Here is a 17,102-nt window from a genome sequence, read left to right as displayed (position 1 = left end):
GGCCCGCGTGCTAGCCCCGCAGATCTTCAAGGCCAACGACATCCGTGGCATCGTCGTCGGCCATGCTCCCGAGTGGGACGTCGACGGCGCCCGGGCGCTCGGCGCCGCGTTCGTCGAGCTGCTCGGCCCTGACGAGTTCGTGCTGGGCCGCGACATGCGCACCCTGGGCCGCGAGCTCTCGCTCGCCTTCGCCGACGGCGCCCGGCGTGCCGGGGCCTCGGTGGTGGACATCGGTCTCAGCTCCACCGACGAGCTGTGGTTCGCCTCCGGCTGGTTGCGCCTCCCTGGCGTCCAGTTCACCGCCAGCCACAACCCCAGCACCTACAACGGCATCAAGTTCTGCCTGGCGGACGCGCGGCCGGTGCCGGCGGACTTCATGGCCCGCCTTCGGGACGTCGCCGCCACCGTTGTCCTCGGCCCCGAGCCCACGGGCGGCTACCGCGAGCTTGACGCCCTCGAGCCCTACGCGGACAAGCTGGGGGATCTGGTCCCGCCGACGGGGGATCGCGAGCTGACCGTCGTCGTGGACGCAGGAAACGGCATGGCCGGACACACCGCGCTCACCGCGCTGGCGGGACGCGGGCTGGACGTGGTGGGTCTCTACCTGGAGCTCGACGGCACCTTCCCCAACCATCCCGCCAACCCGCTGGAGCCGGAGAACCTGGTGGACGCGCAGCGCGCCGTCCTCGAACACGGCGCGGACCTGGGCCTGGTGTTCGACGGAGACGCGGACCGCTGCTTCATCATCGACGAGCTCGGAGGCGTGGTGGACCCGTCGGTGGTCACCGCCATGATCGCGGTGGCGGAGCTGGCCAAGCATCCCGGCTCCACGATCGTCACCAACACCATCACGTCCTGGTGCGTCGGCGAGGCCGTGGCCCGCCACGGCGGGCGGGTGGAGCAGTCGATGGTCGGCCACACCTACGTGAAGGCGCTGATGGCCGAGACCGGGGCGGTGTTCGGCGGCGAACACTCCGCCCACTACTACTTCCGTGACTTCTGGTCCGCGGACACCGGAATGCTGGCCGCTCTCCACCTGATCGAGCTGGTCAGGCGTGCGGACCAGCCCTTGTCCGCGCTGGCGGCGGTCTTCGACGGCTACCACCGCTCCGGCGAGCTCAACTCCACCGTCACCGACGCCGGCGCGTGCACGGCTCGCGTGGCGGCCGCCTTCGAGGGCCGGGGCGTGGCGGACCGGGTGGACGGCCTCAGCGTCCGCAACCCTGAGGCCGGGTGGTGGATCAACCTGCGGTCCAGCAACACCGAGCCCCTGCTCAGACTCAATGTGGAGGCCCGCGACGAGGCCACGATGCTCGCCCTGCGCGACGAGGTGCTCGGGCTCGTCCGGGCCGGGTAGATTCGAACCGAGAACCAAGGGAGGTCAAGGACGATGGCAGAAAACACGATGGAACTCTCGCCCGAGTTCATGGCGGTGGCGGCGTGCCCCGCGTGCCACGCGAAGTTCGCCGTGGACTACGACGCGCACGAGCTGGTGTGCACCAACCAGGCGTGCGGCCTGGCCTACCCCGTACGGGACAACATCCCCGTGCTCCTGATCGACCAGGCCCGCAGCACGCTGTGAACGGGCAGTTCTTCGACGACTCGAGGTTGGAGGACCCGGGCCTCGAGGCGCATGAGGGTCTCCGTCGGCTGGCGTCGGCCGGGGCGAGGATCCGGCGCGCGGCACTGTCGGAACCGGTCGGCCATCTGGAGCGGGCTGACAGGCCCCGCGGCATTCTGGCGCTCGGCACGGAGGCCCGCCTGGTGCGCGCCGTGCTGGAGGTGGCCTGCCCGGTGCCGTTCATGGCGTGGCCCGGCCCAGGGCTCCCCGCGTGGGTGGGGCCGTTGGACCTCACCGTCGTGCTGGGCGATCACGACACCCCCGAATGGGTGCTGCAGTGCGCCGCGGAGGCCATGCGCCGCGGCTCGATGATGATCGTCGCGGCACCGATGGATTCGCGCCTGGCGCAGCTGACCTCCTCCTCTGCCACCACGCTCATCCCCACCTTGGAGCCGGATTCCCTGGCCGCCGCGGTGGGGGTGTTGTCGCTGCTGGGCGACCTCGGGCTCGGGCCCGCCGTGCATACCGGCCACGTGGCAGATGCCGCGGACCTGGTGGCGGAGGCGTGCGCTCCCGGCCGGGACCTGTCGGTGAATCCGGGGAAAGAGATGGCGCTGAACCTGGCGGACACACTGCCGCTGATCTGGGGCGGCACGGTGCTGGCAGGCCGGGCCTCGCGCAGGATCGCCGAGGCCGTCCGCCGCGCCTCCGGCAGGCCCGCCCTGGCAGCAGATGCCTCCGAGCTCGACACCCTGCTGCGCGCGGTCAAGCCGAAGGACCCGTTCGCGGATCCCCTCGAGGGCGACGCCGAGGCCCAGCCGTGCCTGGTCCTGCTCGACGACGACAAGCTGACCGATCGCCTCAGCGACGTGGCCGAACGGCTGGCGGCCCGCGCCGAGTCCGTCGGAGCCCGGGTGGCACGACTGTCCTCCGGGGACGCGGACCTGGCCCTCAGCGACGTGGAGCGCTATGTCACCCTCCTGCAGCGCGGGCTCTACGGCGCCGCCTACCTTGAGATCGGGCTGGCAGACTAACGCCATGCGCACGGTCTTCGTCCTCAATGGTCCCAACCTCGGCCGGCTCGGCACCCGGCAGCCGGAGGTCTACGGCGCCACCACCCACGCTCAACTGGCGGCCCACCTCGTCGAGTCGGGACGGGGCATGGGGCTGAACGTAGAGGTGCGCCAGACGGACCATGAGGGCGAGATGATCGCGTGGTTGCACGAGGCTGCCGACGCCGGTGCCCCCGTCGTGCTCAACGCGGGGGCCTGGACCCACTACTCCTACGCGGTGGCAGACGCGGCCGCCCTGGTGCCCAGCTACGTCGAGGTCCACATCTCCAACGTCCACGGCCGCGAGGAGTTCCGCCAGCACAGCGTGCTCTCGGCCAAGGCCCAGGGCATCATCATCGGCTGCGGGGTGGGTGGCTACGACCTCGCACTGGCCCACATCGCCGCGTCGGGGGAGGCCCCGTCGGCCGGGTAGAGTGGCGGCGTGGATTTTCGCGTAGCTGACCTGTCCCTTGCCGACTTCGGCCGCAGGGAGATGACCCTCGCCGAGCACGAGATGCCCGGCCTGATGGCAATGCGGGAACGCTACGGCACCAGCCGGCCGTTGGCCGGTGCCAGGATCGCCGGATCCCTGCACATGACCATCCAGACGGCGGTCCTCATCGAGACCCTCGTGGCGCTGGGCGCCGAGGTGCGGTGGGCGTCGTGCAACATCTTCTCCACGCAGGACCACGCGGCTGCAGCCATCGCCGCCGCAGGGATTCCCGTCTTCGCCTGGAAGGGAGAGACGCTGGAGGAGTACTGGTGGTGCACCCGCCAGATCCTGCAGTGGCCGGACGGCGGTCAGCCCAACATGATCCTCGACGACGGCGGGGACGCCACGCTGCTGGTGCATGAGGGCGTCGCGGCCCAGCGCTCCGGCGCAGTCCCCGAAGCCGCCGACCGCGACCCCCAGGAGTGGCGCGTCGTCCTGGACACGCTGCGCCAGGCGCAGGGCGTCGTGGACTGGCAGGCGCTCGCGGACTCCGTCAAGGGCGTCACCGAGGAGACCACCACCGGCGTCCACCGCCTCTACGAGATGTTCCGAGAGGGCACGCTGCTGTTCCCGGCCATCAACGTCAACGACTCGGTCACCAAGTCCAAGTTCGACAACAAGTACGGCTGCCGGCACTCCCTCATCGACGGCATCAACAGGGCCACCGACGTCCTGATCGGCGGCAAGGTGGCCGTGGTGTTCGGCTACGGAGACGTCGGCAAGGGCTGCGCCGAGTCGCTGCGCGGCCAGGGCGCCCGCGTCATCGTCACCGAGGTGGACCCCATCTGCGCCCTCCAGGCCGCGATGGACGGCTACCAGGTGGCGGCGCTCGACTCGGTGGTGGAGCGGGCGGACATCTTCATCACCGCCACCGGCTGCTGCGACGTCATCACCGCCGACGACATGGCCAGGATGAAGCACCAGGCCATCGTCGGCAACATCGGCCACTTCGACAACGAGATCGACATGGCTGGCCTGGAGTCGCGCTCGGATGTGGAGAAGATCGAGATCAAGCCGCAGGTGCACGAGTGGCGCTTCGCGGACGGGCACTCGGTCCTTGTCCTGAGCGAGGGCCGGCTGCTGAATCTCGGCAACGCCACCGGCCACCCGTCGTTCGTGATGAGCAACTCGTTCACCAACCAGGTGCTCGCCCAGATCGAGCTGTTCACCAAGACCGACGAGTACCCCGTCGGCGTGTACACGCTGCCGAAGCACCTCGACGAGGAGGTGGCCCGGCTCCACCTGGCCGCCCTCGGGGTGGAGCTGTCCACGCTCACCGACAAGCAGGCCGGCTACCTCGGGGTGGACCCGTACGGCCCGTTCAAGCCGGACAGCTACCGCTACTGAGGCAGGCTCACTCGCCGGGGTTCATGGACTGCCAGATCTCCTTGCACTCCGGGCAGACGGGGAACTTCTCGGGGTTCTTCGTCGGCACCCACACCTTGCCGCAGAGCGCCACGACGGGGGTGCCGTTGACCATGGCGGCCACCAGCTTCTCCTTGGGCACGTAGTGCGAGAAGCGGTCCTGGTCGCCGTCCTCGAACAGCTCAGTGCGCTCCTGAGTGACGGTCTGTGATCCGGGGGCGAGCTCAGTCATGCCCCCTATGCTAGTGTCCTGCGCCAGAAGCTCGCTGCGATTGACGGCCCCCCAGCGGCGCCTCGCCGCGTTCTCCTCACTCGACGAACGACCAAGTGCTACTTCGCTCGTCGGCCTTGCGATCCATCCCCTGGGACACCGCCACCCATCAACGAACTTCTGGCGCAGGGCACTAGTCGGCGGAGGTGGGCAATGACCGGGTCTGGGCAACGCATGCTCATCGTCGGCATCATGCTGTCGGTCTTCTCGGTGGCCTTCCAGTCCATCGGGCTGGCCACCGCGATCCCCACCATCATGGAGTCGTTCAACTCCGCCCACCTGTACCCCTGGGCGTTCACCACCATGATCTCGGGCATGCTGCTGGCCACCATCGTCAGTGGCCGGGTGGCCGACACGCGCGGTCCGGCGTTGCCGATGTACGCGGGCTTCGCCCTCTTCGCCGTCGGCCTGATCCTCGGCTGGCTCGCGCCGACGGTGTGGGTGGTGCTGGCGGCCCGCGTGGTGCAGGGCCTCGGGGCGGGGGCACTCAACCTCACGTTGTCGGTGACCGTGGCGCATGGGTTCGAGCCCCGCGACCGGCCCCGCGTGATGGCCCTGGTCTCGTTCTGCTGGCTGCTGCCGGCCTTCATCGGCCCCCCGTTCGCGGCGTGGCTGACGCAGTACGACTGGCGCCTGGTGTTCGCCACCATGCTTCCGCTGGTGGTGGTCGCGTTCCTCATGACCGGACCGGGCCTGCGCAGCGTCCAGGCGCGGTTCCGCGCGGGAGAGGACGCCGTCGCGCCCATCGCAGTGTGGCCCACGGTGGCGGTCACGCTGGGGCCCTCGTTCATCCTGCTGGCCGGGCAGGACCTCGGCTGGCTGAGCGCGGCCTCAGCCGTGCTGGGCGTTGCGGCGCTGGTGTGGGGTCTTCCGAGGATCCTCGCGCCCGGGACCCTCGGCGTGGGGCCGGGAATCCCCAGCGTGGTGCTCGCCCGGGCCATCCAGGCCGGATCCTTCTTCGCCGCCGAGACCATCCTGCTGGTCACCCTCCAGCAGTTGCGCGGGCTCACCCCGTTCGAGGTGGGGTTGGCGCTCACCGTCGGCAGCATCGGATGGACCCTCGGCTCCTGGCTGCAGTCCCAGGCGTGGGTGCGCCTGCACCGCGACTCCTACGTCACCTGGGGTGCGGCCTGCTCGACGGTGGGCATCGCGGCGATCACCGCCTTCGCCTGGTGGCCGGCCCTCCCGCTATGGGTGGGGCTGGGCGCCTGGATCGTGGGCGGTCTCGGCATGGGCCTGACCATGCCCAGCTCGGCGGTGGCCGTGATGAGTCTGTCGTCGGCCTTCCAGCAGGGCCGCAACCAGTCCTCGATGCAGGTGGCCGAGTCCGTGGGCAACGCGGTGATCACCGCGCTGGCCGGTGGCCTCTACACCGCGCTGCTGATGGTCGAGCCGCCGAAGCTGGCCTACTCGGTGCCGCTGCTGGTCCTCAGCGTCGCATCGGTGGCTGCCATCGTCGTCAGCAGGCGGATCGGGCGCATCCGCAACGAGTTGCTCGTGGCATCCTTGGACCCATGACCTACACCCCCCAGCAGCCGCCCGCAGGATGGTACCCAGACCCGGCCGGCTCCGGAGGCGAGCGCTTCTGGGACGGTATCGCCTGGTCCCAGGCCACGCGGGACCCGCACAGTCCGCCGCCATCGCATCCGCAGCCCCACCCGCAGCAGTCCTACGGCGCGCAACCGGGCTACGGCGCACAACCGGGCTACGGCACGCCTATGGGGGACACGCGCTACCAGCAGGAGCGTCCCTACGCGGGCTTCGGGTGGCGCGTGCTCGGTTTCATCATCGACTCCATCCTCCTGGGCATCCTCACCCAGATCGTCGCGGGCGCCCTCGGTCTCAACGCTGCGCTCGAGGTGGCGCTCCTGCGCTGGCAGCGGGACCTCACCGTGTTCGCGGAGAACCCCGTCGGCGATCTGCCGCTCCCCGGCGACGACTTCTGGACAGCGATGCTCTACAGCGCCATCCTGGGGGCCGCCCTGATGGCTGCGTACCGGACGGTCCTGTACGGCACACTCAGCGCCACCGTCGGCCAGTTGGCGCTGGGGCTACGGGTGGTCAAGGCGGGCGCCCCCGCGGACTCCAAGCTGGACTGGGGCACGGCGGCGGTCCGTGGGATCGTCAGCGCCGTCCTCTACGAGGTGATCTGGGTGATCAACGGACTCTTCGCCGCGTTCACGCGCGAGAAGCAGACGCTCGGTGACATGATCGCCAGAACACACGTCCTCAAGATCCGCTAAGGGGCCCTCATCGTGAATGACCTCCACCCCGGCCTGACCCAGTTGGCAGAGCGCTTCGGCATCGCCCAGGAGTTCTGGGACTGGAAGGGCCGCCACGTGCCCATTCCGGCCGAAACCATCGTGTCCGTGCTCGCCGCCTTCGACGTCGACGCCGGCACGCCAGAGACGGCAGCCGCAGCACTGACCAGGCTGGAGGACGAGCGCTGGTTGCGCACCGTCCCCTCCTGCACCGTCGTGGAGGAGGGGCGCGGCGTGCACGTGGCGATCCACGTCCCCGCCGGCACGCAGGTCCGGGTCCAGGTGCGCCTCGAATCGGGTGAGACGCGCCCCGCGTGGCAGTCCGAGAACTTCGCACCGGACCGGTGGGTGGACGGGGTCGCCATCGGGGAGGCCACGTTCTGGCTGGGCGAGGATCTTCCCACCGGCTACCACCACGTGGTGGCGCACACGGACACCGGCGTGCACACGGGCTCGTTGATCGTCACTCCGTCGTTCGTCGGCTTCCCTCCCGCGATGCGCAACCAGCGGATCTGGGGCTACGGCACGCAGCTGTATTCGGTGACCTCGCGGCAGTCCTGGGGGATCGGTGACCTCGCGGACCTCGCGGACCTGATCACCTGGTCCGGCACCAAGCAGTTCGCAGGCTACGTGCTGATCAACCCGCTTCACGCCGCCCAGCCCGTCCCCCCGATGGAGCCCTCGCCCTACCTCCCGGCGAGCCGCCGCTTCATCAACCCGATCTACATCCGTCCCGAGGCGATCGAGGAGTACGCCACCCTCGGCCGCTCCGTGCGGATGCGGATCAAGGCGCTCCGGCGGCAGGCGCAGGCCGCCGCGGAATCATCCGGCATCGTGGACCGCAACGCCATCTGGCCGCTGAAGATCGAGGCTCTGCGGCTCATCCACGAGTCCGGCATGCGCTCGGCCCGGCGGATCGCCTACGACGACTTCCGCCGCCGTGAGGGCAGCGGTCTGCGCAACTTCGCGCTCTGGTCCTGCCTGTGCCTGACCCACGGTCAGCTGTGGACCGAGTGGCCCGAGGAGCTTCGCCGGCCTTCGTCGCCGGCGGTGGCCGCCTACGCCGAGGAGCACGCAGCCGAGGTGGACTTCTTCGAGTGGCTGCAGTGGGTGGCCCAGACGCAGGTGTCCGCCGCGCAGACCGTGGCCGCGGAGGTCAACATGCCGGTGGGTATCGTCACGGACCTCGCGGTGGGTGTGCACCGTCAGGGCGCCGAGACGTGGATGATGCCCGACGTGTTCGCCGGGGGGATGAGCGTGGGCGCGCCGCCGGATCAGTACAACCAGGCCGGTCAGGATTGGGGACAGCCGCCGTGGCGCCCGGACAAGCTGGAGGAGCTGGCCTACGCCCCGTTCCGCGCCATGGTCTCGGCAGCTCTGCGGCGCGTGGGTGGGGTTCGGATCGACCACATCATCGGACTGTTCCGGCTGTGGTGGGTGCCGATGGGCCTGGGCCCCACGAAGGGCACCTACGTCCGCAACAACCACGAGGCGCTGGTGGGCATCCTGGCGTTGGAGGCGCAACGCGCGCAGGCCCTGATCGTGGGCGAGGACCTCGGCACCGTCGAGCCCTGGGTGCGTGACTACCTCTCGCGCCGGGGCATCCTCGGCACCTCGGTGCTGTGGTTCGAGGCCGGCATGCAGGGCGAACCGCTGGATTCCCAGTGGTGGCGCCAGTACTGCATGGCGTCAGTGACCACCCATGACCTCCCTCCCACGCTTGGCTACCTGGCCGGAGATCACGTTCGGCTGCGGGACGACCTGGGTCTGCTCACCGAGCCCCTCCAGGAGGAGTTGGAAACCGCCCAGCGCGAGCAGGCCGGCTGGCTTGCCAAGCTCGTCGAGGACGGGCTCCTGGCCCCCGATCAGACCGACGACCAGGTTGAGGTGCTGCTAGCGCTGCACAAGTTCCTCCTGCGCACCCCGTCGAAGGTGCTGCTCGCGGCGCTGACCGACGCGGTGGGGGAGCGGCAGACACAGAACCAGCCGGGGACGGTGGACGAGTACCCCAACTGGCGGGTGCCGCTCTCGGATCTTCGCGGGAAGCGGATCTCGCTGGAGGACATCTTCAAGGCGCAGCTGCCTCGCCGCCTGGCTGCCGTGATGAACGGGCTCGACGAGCAGCCGGAGTCGCGCTGGGAGTGGTGACGACCGACTGGTGTGACTCCCGGCGGCACCTCGTCGAGGTCAGATGTTGTGCACCACCGGCGCCGCCTGATAGGGGTTGGTGGTCTCGTCCCCCGTCTCGTCGAGGATCAGCGTCTCGAGCGCGGGCTCGCCCTTCGAGATCCGCAGCGCCCCCACCGGGAGCTCCGCCAGGGAGTCCAGATGCCTGCGGCGCGCGTCGTCGAGGGTGGCCCGGTAGACCACCTCGCCGCCCTGGATCACGGGAACCAGCAGGTCCCGGTCGTCGCCGTCGTTGCGGGGCGGGGTGCCCAGCCCGATCACCTCGGTCTCGGCCCGGCCGTCTGCCCCGCGGCGGCGCATCGCGAACTTGCGACCGCCCAGCGTGTTCTTGCCCTTGGACTTCTTCGCCACCGCAGTCATGTACGCGTCCGGCGCGTCGGAGTCGGCGCGCGCGACCAGCTTGTACACAAATCCGCAGGTGGGATGCCCTGAGCCGGTCACCAGGGCCGTGCCCACGCCGTAGCCGTCGACGGGAGCGCCTTGGAGGGCCGCGATCTGCCACTCGTCCAGGTCCGAGGTCACCATGATCTTGGTATGGGTGGCGCCGAGATCGTCGAGCAGGTCGCGGGCCTGGCGGGCGACGATGGCCAGATCACCGGAGTCCAGGCGGATAGCTCCCAGTCGGCCTTCGGTGAGCTCCACGCCGAGCCGGATCGCGGCGTCGATGTCGTAGGTGTCCACCAGCAGCGTGGTGGAGTCTCCCAAGGTGGCGAGCTGCGCCCGGAAGGCGTCCTCCTCCGTGTCGTGCAGGAGTGTGAACGAGTGGGCTGCGGTCCCGATCGTGGGGACCCCGTAGCTGCGGCCGGCCTCAAGGTTCGAGGTGGAGGCGAAGCCCGCCACGTAGGCGGCGCGGGCCGCGGCGACGGCGGACCACTCCTGAGTGCGTCGGGACCCCATCTCGGCGCAGGGCCTGTCGCCGGCCATCGACGTCATGCGCGAGGCGGCCGCGGCGATCGCAGAGTCGTGGTTGTATATCGCCAGCAGCACCGTCTCCAGCAGGCACGCCTCCGCGAAGGTGCCCTCGACGGAGAGCACGGGCGAGCCGGGGAAGTAGACCTCGCCCTCCGGATAGCCCCAGATATCGCCGTTGAAGCGGTAGTTGGCCAGCCACTCGGCCAGGTTGTCCTGGATGATGCCGCGCTGCAGGAGCCAGGTCAGCTCTGCCTCGTCGAACCGGAAGCGCTCGATGGCTTCGACGGCGCGGCCCAGCCCGGCCGCCACCCCGTAGCGGCGGCCCTCGGGGAGCCTGCGGGTGAACAGGTCGAAGAGGCTGCGCCGGTTGGCGGTGCCGGCGTTCATCGCGGCCTGCACCATGGTGAGCTCGTAGTGATCGGTGAGCAGCGCGGTGGTCATGAACGGCACCCTATCCTGGGGCCATGAGCAGTGCAGGCGATGGCGGAGTCGAGATCCTCGAGGCGCCCGCGGAGACCCCGGTGACGGTGGGCCAGTGGGTCACCATCGTGTGGGACGACCCCGTGAACCTGATGAGCTACGTCACCTACGTGTTCCAGGAGTACTTCAAATATCCGCTGGACAAGGCGGAGAAGCTCATGCTGCAGGTGCACAACGAGGGGAAGGCGGTGGTCTCCACGGGCAACCGCGAGTCCATGGAGCGAGACGTGCTGGCGATGCAGGGCTACAACCTGTGGGCCTCGATGGAGCAGTCATGATACTGGAACCCGACGACATCGTCTGGGCGTTCGACGGCAACGACGGCCGGGCAGACGGGCTGCGCTCGATGATCGAGCTGTACGTCACCCAGGTGGTCACGCTGCTGCCCACCGAGAGCGACGACCCGTTCGAGCAGATCGTCTCCGACCTCTCCGACGACCCCACCAACCGGATGCTCGGCAATCCGCGGCTGGTGCGCCTGTTCCCGCCGGCCCTTCCGGACGCCAAGAGCGCCGACGACTTCTGGCGTGACTCGATCCACAGCCAGGCCCGCGCCCGGGTGGCCGCCGCCCGCGCCGTCGCACAGGACCTCCAGGGGTGGGAGGGCCATGTGCCCGTGGCGTTGGGCCGAGTCGATGACTGGGCGAAGGTGCTCGGCGCGCTGCGGCTCTTCTGGTACACCGAGCTGGCCGGCCCGGAGCGTCTGGCGGAGCCGGACGACGCCGCCGTCGAGTCCGGTGGCCTGCACGACCTGATCGAGTGGCTGGGATTCCTCCTGGACGACCTCATGGAATCGCGCACCACGTGCCTACGGCTGGGAGTCAGCATGGACCCGATGGACTTCGAGGCGGAAGATGACTAGTCAACTCATCGAGCGGCCCATCGGCGTCTTCGACTCGGGCTTCGGGGGCCTCACGGTGATGCGCTCCCTCGTCGAACAGCTGCCCAACGAGGACTTCATCTACCTCGGCGACACCGCGCGCGCGCCCTACGGGCCGCGCTCTATCGCCGAGGTGCGGGCCTTCGCGCTGGAGGGCCTGGACTTCCTCGCCGCCCAGGGTGTGAAGGCACTGGTGATCGCCTGCAACTCCGCTTCCTCGGCGGTGCTGCGGGACGCGCGAGAGCGCTACGACGTGCCCATCACCGAGGTGGTGCTGCCCGCCGCCAGCCGGGCTGTCGCGGCCACCCGCAACGGCAGGGTGGGCGTGGTGGCCACTGAGTCGACGGTGAACTCCCGCTCCTACGACGACGCATTCGCCATCGCGCCCCACATCACGCTGACCGCCCAGGCCTGCCCGAGGTTCGTCGAGTTCGTCGAGGCGGGCATCACCGGCGGCGACGAGCTCCTGGACGTGGCCCGCGAGTATCTCGAGCCCGTGGCCAAGGCCCACGTCGACACGCTGATCCTCGGCTGCACCCACTACCCGCTGCTGAGCGGGGTGATCAGCTATGTGCTCGGCAACGGCGTGACGCTGGTGTCGTCGGCCGAAGCCTGCGCGCAGTCCACCTACTCCCACCTCACCCAGGCCGGCCTGTTGCGGCACCAGCCCCGTGAGGCCACGCGCCGCTTCCTCACCACCGGAGACGCCACGGACTTCCACGGCATCGGGCGGCGTCTACTGGGCAGTTTCGTCACCAATGTCGAGCAGGTGAGCATCGCCGCCGCCACGGTAAGTTAGGCGCCATGACCTTTCGCCGTGCAGATGGACGCGCCCCCGATCAGCTCCGCGAGGTGCGCATCACCCGCAGCTGGCTCGATCACGCCGAGGGATCTGTGCTGGTGGAGTTCGGCCGCACCCGTGTGCTCGTCGCGGCCTCCGTCACCGTCGGCGTCCCACGCTGGCGCAAGGGCTCCGGACTGGGCTGGGTCACGGCCGAGTACGCCATGCTGCCGCGTGCCACGCACACCCGCTCGGACCGGGAATCCGTCAAGGGGCGCCTCGGCGGGCGCACCCATGAAATCTCCCGCCTCATCGGCCGCTCGCTGCGGGCCGTGGTGGACTACAAGGCGCTCGGCGAGAACACGATCGTGCTGGACTGTGACGTGCTGCAGGCCGACGGGGGCACCCGCACCGCCGCCATCACCGGGGCCTATGTGGCCCTGGCCGACGCCGTCGAGCACCTGCGCGCGCTCGGAGCGTTGAAGGGGGAGCCGCTCACGGATTCGGTGGCGGCCGTGTCGGTGGGCTTCGACGCCGACGGTGTGGCCCTGCTGGATCTCGCCTACGAGGAGGATTCGGCGGCCGGCACGGACATGAACATCGTGATGACCGGGTCGGGGGCCTTCATCGAGGTGCAGGGCACCGCCGAGGGCACTCCGTTCAGCCGCGAGGAGCTGGGCACCCTGCTGGACCTGGGCACGGCCGGCTGCGAGGAACTCACCCGGCTGCAGCGGGAGGCCTTGGCGTGAGGCTCCCCGAGCGGCTGGTGCTGGCCACCAACAACCCGAAGAAGCTGGCGGAGCTGCGGCGCATCCTGGTGTCCGAGGGGGTGGGCGTCGAGGTGCTCGGCCTCGGCGACGTCGGCCGCTACCCTGAGCCCGCCGAGACCGAACGCACCTTCGAGGGCAACGCGTTCCTCAAGGCCGCGGCGGCCGCGCGCGAGACGGGCCTGATGGCCGTCGCCGACGATTCCGGCCTCGAGGTGGACGAGCTCAACGGCATGCCCGGTGTCCGCTCCGCGCGATGGGCGGGCCCGGCCTGCGACGACGAGGACAACAACCAGCTGCTGCTGGCCCAGCTCGACGGAGTACCCACGGAGCGCCGCACGGCGCGGTTCGTGTGCGCGCTGGCCATGGTCTCCCCCGCCGGGGAGCGGAGGATCTGGCACGGCACCATGCCGGGCCGGATCGCTGAGGCCCCCGAGGGGGAGCACGGCTTCGGCTACGATCCGCTGTTCATCCCAGCCGGTCTGGACGTCAGCTCCGCCGAGCTCAGCGCCGAGGAGAAGGACTCCATCAGCCACCGCGGCATCGCCGTGCGCGGATTCGTCGACTACCTCAAGGGCCTCGCGTGAAGCAGTACCTGGACCTCCTGCGCCACGTCACCGACACCGGCGTGGACAAGCCGGACCGCACCGGCACCGGGACGCGGTCCGTGTTCGGCTACCAGATGCGCTTCGATCTGGCCGAGGGCTTCCCGCTGCTCACCACCAAGAAGGTGCACACCCGGTCGGTGTTCGGCGAGCTGTTGTGGTTCCTCCGCGGCGACACGAACCTGGCCTGGCTGCACCAGAACAACATCACCATCTGGGACGAATGGGCCGACGCCGACGGCAACCTGGGCCCCATCTACGGCTACCAGTGGCGCTCCTGGCCCACGCCGGAGGGTCGCCACATCGACCAGCTGGCGGCCGTCGTCGAGTCCCTCAAGACCAAGCCGGACTCCCGCCGTCACATCGTCTCCGCCTGGAACGTGGCGGACGTGGAAGCCATGGCGCTCCCGCCGTGCCACATGATGTTCCAGTTCTACGTGGCGCCCGCGGACGACGGCGGCCCAGCGCGGCTGAGCTGCCAGCTGTACCAGCGCTCAGCGGACATCTTCCTCGGCGTGCCGTTCAACATCGCCTCCTACGCCCTGCTCACGCACCTCGTCGCTCAGGTGACCGGGCTGCGCGTAGGGGAGTTCGTCCACACGCTCGGAGATGCGCACATCTACTCCAACCACGTTGATCAGGTGGCCGAGCAGCTGACCCGCGAACCGAGGGACCTGCCGCAGCTGCGGCTCAACCCCGAGGTCACCGAGCTGGACGCGTTCACTCTGGCAGACATCGAGCTGGTGGGATACGACCCGCACCCCGCCATCAAGGCGCCCATCGCCGTGTAGGCGGCTAACCTGTCCGTCATGAGCGAACTGCGGCCGTCCTTCCAGGAGCGGGACCGGTACCTGGACCTGCTGTCCACGGCCTACGCCGACGGCCGGCTGGATGAGTCCGAGTTCGAGGCGCGCAGCAACGCCGTGCTGGCCGCGGTCACCCACCGCGACGCCATGGCCCAGTTCCAGGGCCTGCCGCAGCCCAACATCGTGCCCGTGACGCCAACCTATCCGCGCCCCCAACCTGGGCCGCCGCAGGCATTTCAGCCCCTTCCGGAGGTGTACCGCGGCCCGTCGTCGAGTGGAGTAGGACGCCGGGTTGTGCTCGGCGTCGCGGCAGCCATCGTCGGGATGGGGGCTTTGGGTGTGATCAGCTTTTCCGGTATGCGGACGAGCGAGTCCGGCTCGGGGGTCATGGACCCGATGATGCCGGAGCCCGAGTGGGCCGGGGGAGCCCTCGACCTGGACCCCGTGTACTTCGAGGGATGGGGCGAGACCTCGGCGCTGCTGCGTGAACACGGCTTGGACTCCCTCCTCGAGTTGCGCATCACGGTCGATGAGATCGGCGGTGTGGGATCTCAGGCCCGCGCGCCCGGCGAGCTCACCACCTTCTCGCGGCTGGGCATGGGGCCCATCGAGATGAGCGGATCGACGGCCGCCGGGCCGGTCAGCCTCGCGGACCTGAACCTCGTCGACGGGCTCGTCCCGCAGGCGCTGGACATGGCCGGGGCCAACCTCACCGGTGCCGTGTCCGAGGTGCTGCTGCTGTGGACGGAGGCCGGCGACCCGACGGTGCGCGTCACGGCCACCGACGGTCCAGCGTCCGGGTCGATCCAGATCGACGCCAACGGGGGGATGCTCGACTTTCAGCCGATGGAGCCACGATGAGGATCGTGGCGATCGCGGCCGTGGCGGATAACTGGGTGATCGGCTCCGGGGAGGACATGCTGTGGCACATCCCCGAGGACTTCCGCCGCTTCAAGAAGGTCACCACCGGCAACACGCTCATCTTCGGGCGGCGCACCCACGAGCAGATCGGGCTGCTGCCCAACCGGCGGATCATCGTCGTCACCCGAGACCCGGACTGGAGCGACGAGGGCGTCGAGGTGGCGCACTCGATCACCGAGGCCCTGGACCTGGCCGCCGAGACCCCCGAGCGGGTGTGCTTCGTCGGCGGCGGATCGCAGATCTACGAGGCGGCATGGCCGTACCTCACCGAGCTGGACATCACCCACGTCAACCAGCAACCCGACGGGGACGCTCGGTTCCCGGTCATCTCGCCGCGCGAGTGGACGGAGATCTCCCGCGAGGTGCGGGAGGGCTTCCACTTCTCGCAGTACGTGCCCACCCCGTCGGCCGCCGGCTGATCGGCCCATGCCACGCCGCATACTGCACCTTGACCTGGACGCCTTCTTCGCCGCCGTCGAGCAGCGCGACAAGCCCAGCCTGCGCGGCAAGGCCGTGGTCGTGGGCGGGGCGGGGCCGCGAGGGGTGGTGGCCACCGCCTCCTACGAGGCCCGCCGGTTCGGGGTACGCTCCGCGATGTCCGGGGCCGAGGCGCGCCGCCGAGTGCCGAACGCCGCCTTCCTGGGAGGCCGGTTCGCGGCGTACCGGGAGTCCTCGCGGATCGTGATGGCGCTCCTGCGGGAGGTGTCGCCCCTGGTGGAGCCGCTGAGCCTCGACGAGGCGTTCGTGGACCTCGGGCCCTCTGGGTGGGCCGACGACGAGGTGCCCGAGCGGGTGGCCGCGCTGCGGGCCGAGCTCACCGCCCGCACCGAGGGTCTGACGGCCTCCGTGGGTGTGGCGTCGTCGAAGTTCCTGGCCAAGCTCGCCTCGGAGGCGGCCAAGCCAGACGGTGCCCGCATCATGGACCCCGCCGAGGAACTCGATTTCCTGTCCCAGCTGCCGGTGCGATCCATCCCCGGGGTAGGTCCGGCCACCGAACAGAGACTGTCGGCCATCGGCGTGCACACCGTCGTGGACCTGCGGGCCGCGGACAGTGCCGAACTGATCCGTGAGCTGGGTCAGGCCGCCGGTGAAGGCCTGGCCGCGCTCGCCTGGGGCCGCGACACCCGCGCGGTGCAGCCCCAGCGTGACCCGAAGTCCATCTCGACGGAGGACACCTTCGCCACGGACCTCACGGACCGCGCCCAACTGGAGGCGATCCTGCGCCGCGACGCTGCGGCCGTCGCGGGCCGGCTCAGCCGTGCCGGCTACTTCGCGCGCACCGTCACCGTCAAGGTGCGGTTCCCGGACTTCACCACCCGCACCGTGGCGCGGAGCCTGGGAGGTGCCACCGACGCCGTCGACGCCATCACGGCCGCCGGACTGGCACTGCTGAGCGAGGTGGATGTGCGGGAGGGGGTGCGGCTGCTGGGGATCGGGGTGAGCAACTTCGCCACCTCGGCGCAGGAGCGGCTCTTCGGTGACGAGGAGGCCGCGTCGACGGTCACTGAGGTGAGCCTCGGCGACGACGTGGGGCTCAGCGGGGTGCGGGGCCGCGGCTTCCATCCCGGGGCGGATGTGGTCCACGACGAGCATGGTCGCGGCTGGGTGTGGGGGTCCGGCCTGGGGAGGGTGACGGTGCGGTTCGAGACGCGCACCACGGGTCCGGGGCCGATCAGGACCCTGCCCGTCGACGACCCGGCCCTCAGCCCTGCGGGGATCCACCCGCTCCCGCGAGCCGTCGTCGACGACGACGGGTGACC

19 protein-coding genes are annotated in these 17,102 nt (G+C 70.0%); 17 read left to right on the top strand and 2 right to left on the bottom strand.

Features of this window, described 5'->3' with window-relative positions; all coding sequences use genetic code 11:
• Nucleotides 1-7 precede the first annotated feature (7 nt).
• Genes ACX1D1_RS12545 through ahcY form a run of 5 tightly spaced genes read left to right on the top strand, consistent with a single transcriptional unit; the run spans nt 8 to nt 4,453 of the window.
• Entirely contained in the window at nt 8-1,357 is a 1,350-nt protein-coding gene (locus ACX1D1_RS12545; RefSeq protein WP_459054770.1) for a phosphohexomutase domain-containing protein, read from the top strand.
• Between the two features lie 33 nt (nt 1,358-1,390).
• Nucleotides 1,391-1,582 (top strand): Trm112 family protein, encoded by a 192-nt coding sequence (locus tag ACX1D1_RS12540; protein WP_459054769.1) that lies wholly within the window; start codon nt 1,391-1,393, stop codon nt 1,580-1,582.
• Nucleotides 1,579-2,595, top strand: a complete 1,017-nt coding sequence (locus ACX1D1_RS12535) for a phosphoheptose isomerase family protein (RefSeq protein WP_182784747.1) — start codon at nt 1,579-1,581, stop codon at nt 2,593-2,595. Before ACX1D1_RS12540 ends, ACX1D1_RS12535 begins: the two co-directional genes overlap by 4 nt.
• A 4-nt stretch (nt 2,596-2,599) precedes the next feature.
• Nucleotides 2,600-3,046: a type II 3-dehydroquinate dehydratase gene (locus tag ACX1D1_RS12530; RefSeq protein ID WP_182784749.1), complete on the top strand. Its 447-nt coding sequence runs from the start codon at nt 2,600-2,602 to the stop codon at nt 3,044-3,046.
• 9 nt (nt 3,047-3,055) lie between these two features.
• The gene (gene ahcY, locus ACX1D1_RS12525) at nt 3,056-4,453 is read left to right on the top strand and encodes an adenosylhomocysteinase (protein WP_459054768.1); all 1,398 of its coding nucleotides are present in this window, start codon (nt 3,056-3,058) and stop codon (nt 4,451-4,453) included.
• Nucleotides 4,454-4,460: 7 nt separating this feature from the next.
• On the opposite strand, the gene ACX1D1_RS12520 is transcribed toward ahcY, so the two are convergent.
• Nucleotides 4,461-4,703, bottom strand: coding sequence for a DUF3039 domain-containing protein (locus ACX1D1_RS12520; RefSeq protein ID WP_182784753.1), 243 nt, complete (start codon nt 4,701-4,703; stop codon nt 4,461-4,463).
• Between the two features lie 192 nt (nt 4,704-4,895).
• Here ACX1D1_RS12520 and ACX1D1_RS12515 point away from each other — a divergent pair, with 192 nt between their 5' ends.
• From ACX1D1_RS12515 to malQ, 3 genes are read left to right on the top strand one after another with little or no spacing between them, the layout of a single operon-like run.
• Nucleotides 4,896-6,260 carry an MFS transporter gene (locus tag ACX1D1_RS12515; protein ID WP_182784755.1) on the top strand — a complete coding sequence of 455 codons (1,365 nt, stop codon included), beginning with the start codon at nt 4,896-4,898 and terminating at the stop codon, nt 6,258-6,260.
• Nucleotides 6,257-6,985 (top strand): RDD family protein, encoded by a 729-nt coding sequence (locus tag ACX1D1_RS12510; protein WP_182784757.1) that lies wholly within the window; start codon nt 6,257-6,259, stop codon nt 6,983-6,985. Before ACX1D1_RS12515 ends, ACX1D1_RS12510 begins: the two co-directional genes overlap by 4 nt.
• Nucleotides 6,986-6,997: 12 nt before the next feature.
• Nucleotides 6,998-9,151 carry a 4-alpha-glucanotransferase gene (gene malQ, locus ACX1D1_RS12505; RefSeq protein WP_459054767.1) on the top strand — a complete coding sequence of 718 codons (2,154 nt, stop codon included), beginning with the start codon at nt 6,998-7,000 and terminating at the stop codon, nt 9,149-9,151.
• A 39-nt stretch (nt 9,152-9,190) separates the two neighbouring features.
• Here malQ and ACX1D1_RS12500 read toward each other — a convergent pair whose 3' ends face one another.
• Nucleotides 9,191-10,543: a nicotinate phosphoribosyltransferase gene (locus ACX1D1_RS12500; RefSeq protein WP_459054766.1), complete on the bottom strand. Its 1,353-nt coding sequence runs from the start codon at nt 10,541-10,543 to the stop codon at nt 9,191-9,193.
• A 23-nt stretch (nt 10,544-10,566) separates the two neighbouring features.
• On the opposite strand from ACX1D1_RS12500, the gene clpS reads away from it, so the two are divergent.
• From clpS to ACX1D1_RS12455, 9 genes are read left to right on the top strand one after another with little or no spacing between them, the layout of a single operon-like run.
• Nucleotides 10,567-10,860 carry an ATP-dependent Clp protease adapter ClpS gene (clpS, locus tag ACX1D1_RS12495; protein WP_459054765.1) on the top strand — a complete coding sequence of 98 codons (294 nt, stop codon included), beginning with the start codon at nt 10,567-10,569 and terminating at the stop codon, nt 10,858-10,860.
• A complete protein-coding gene (locus ACX1D1_RS12490) occupies nt 10,857-11,444 on the top strand; it encodes a DUF2017 family protein (RefSeq protein WP_459054764.1) in 588 nt (195 codons plus the stop codon). The genes clpS and ACX1D1_RS12490 overlap by 4 nt, the downstream gene beginning before the upstream one ends.
• A complete protein-coding gene (murI, locus tag ACX1D1_RS12485; RefSeq protein WP_182784766.1) occupies nt 11,437-12,261 on the top strand; it encodes a glutamate racemase in 825 nt (274 codons plus the stop codon). Before ACX1D1_RS12490 ends, murI begins: the two co-directional genes overlap by 8 nt.
• A gap of 5 nt (nt 12,262-12,266) precedes the next feature.
• Complete coding sequence (gene rph / locus ACX1D1_RS12480) at nt 12,267-12,992, top strand: ribonuclease PH (RefSeq protein ID WP_182784768.1); 726 nt, start codon at nt 12,267-12,269, stop codon at nt 12,990-12,992.
• Nucleotides 12,989-13,597 carry an RdgB/HAM1 family non-canonical purine NTP pyrophosphatase gene (gene rdgB / locus ACX1D1_RS12475; protein WP_182784770.1) on the top strand — a complete coding sequence of 203 codons (609 nt, stop codon included), beginning with the start codon at nt 12,989-12,991 and terminating at the stop codon, nt 13,595-13,597. Before rph ends, rdgB begins: the two co-directional genes overlap by 4 nt.
• Nucleotides 13,594-14,406, top strand: coding sequence for a thymidylate synthase (locus ACX1D1_RS12470; protein ID WP_459054763.1), 813 nt, complete (start codon nt 13,594-13,596; stop codon nt 14,404-14,406). The genes rdgB and ACX1D1_RS12470 overlap by 4 nt, the downstream gene beginning before the upstream one ends.
• Nucleotides 14,407-14,424: 18 nt before the next feature.
• Complete coding sequence (locus tag ACX1D1_RS12465) at nt 14,425-15,282, top strand: DUF1707 SHOCT-like domain-containing protein (protein ID WP_459054762.1); 858 nt, start codon at nt 14,425-14,427, stop codon at nt 15,280-15,282.
• A complete protein-coding gene (locus ACX1D1_RS12460) occupies nt 15,279-15,761 on the top strand; it encodes a dihydrofolate reductase (RefSeq protein WP_459054761.1) in 483 nt (160 codons plus the stop codon). The genes ACX1D1_RS12465 and ACX1D1_RS12460 overlap by 4 nt, the downstream gene beginning before the upstream one ends.
• 7 nt (nt 15,762-15,768) lie before the next feature.
• Nucleotides 15,769-17,100 (top strand): DNA polymerase IV, encoded by a 1,332-nt coding sequence (locus tag ACX1D1_RS12455; RefSeq protein ID WP_459054760.1) that lies wholly within the window; start codon nt 15,769-15,771, stop codon nt 17,098-17,100.
• The last annotated feature ends 2 nt before the right edge of the window (nt 17,101-17,102 follow it).

The organism is Tessaracoccus luoxuelianae, from assembly GCF_054483915.1.
This window is presented reverse-complemented; position numbering and strand designations above follow the sequence as displayed.

What these genes read in the sequence shown, in the direction of transcription:
- ACX1D1_RS12540 (WP_459054769.1), top strand. Translation starts at nt 1,391, where the DNA reads ATGGCAGAAAACACGATGGAACTCTCGCCCGAGTTCATGGCGGTGGCG.
- ACX1D1_RS12530 (WP_182784749.1), top strand. Translation starts at nt 2,600, where the DNA reads ATGCGCACGGTCTTCGTCCTCAATGGTCCCAACCTCGGCCGGCTCGGC.
- ACX1D1_RS12520 (WP_182784753.1), bottom strand. Translation starts at nt 4,703, where the DNA reads ATGACTGAGCTCGCCCCCGGATCACAGACCGTCACTCAGGAGCGCACT.
- ACX1D1_RS12515 (WP_182784755.1), top strand. Translation starts at nt 4,896, where the DNA reads ATGACCGGGTCTGGGCAACGCATGCTCATCGTCGGCATCATGCTGTCG.
- ACX1D1_RS12510 (WP_182784757.1), top strand. Translation starts at nt 6,257, where the DNA reads ATGACCTACACCCCCCAGCAGCCGCCCGCAGGATGGTACCCAGACCCG.
- ACX1D1_RS12500 (WP_459054766.1), bottom strand. Translation starts at nt 10,543, where the DNA reads ATGACCACCGCGCTGCTCACCGATCACTACGAGCTCACCATGGTGCAG.
- clpS (WP_459054765.1), top strand. Translation starts at nt 10,567, where the DNA reads ATGAGCAGTGCAGGCGATGGCGGAGTCGAGATCCTCGAGGCGCCCGCG.
- ACX1D1_RS12490 (WP_459054764.1), top strand. Translation starts at nt 10,857, where the DNA reads ATGATACTGGAACCCGACGACATCGTCTGGGCGTTCGACGGCAACGAC.
- murI (WP_182784766.1), top strand. Translation starts at nt 11,437, where the DNA reads ATGACTAGTCAACTCATCGAGCGGCCCATCGGCGTCTTCGACTCGGGC.
- rph (WP_182784768.1), top strand. Translation starts at nt 12,267, where the DNA reads ATGACCTTTCGCCGTGCAGATGGACGCGCCCCCGATCAGCTCCGCGAG.
- ACX1D1_RS12465 (WP_459054762.1), top strand. Translation starts at nt 14,425, where the DNA reads ATGAGCGAACTGCGGCCGTCCTTCCAGGAGCGGGACCGGTACCTGGAC.
- ACX1D1_RS12460 (WP_459054761.1), top strand. Translation starts at nt 15,279, where the DNA reads ATGAGGATCGTGGCGATCGCGGCCGTGGCGGATAACTGGGTGATCGGC.
- ACX1D1_RS12455 (WP_459054760.1), top strand. Translation starts at nt 15,769, where the DNA reads ATGCCACGCCGCATACTGCACCTTGACCTGGACGCCTTCTTCGCCGCC.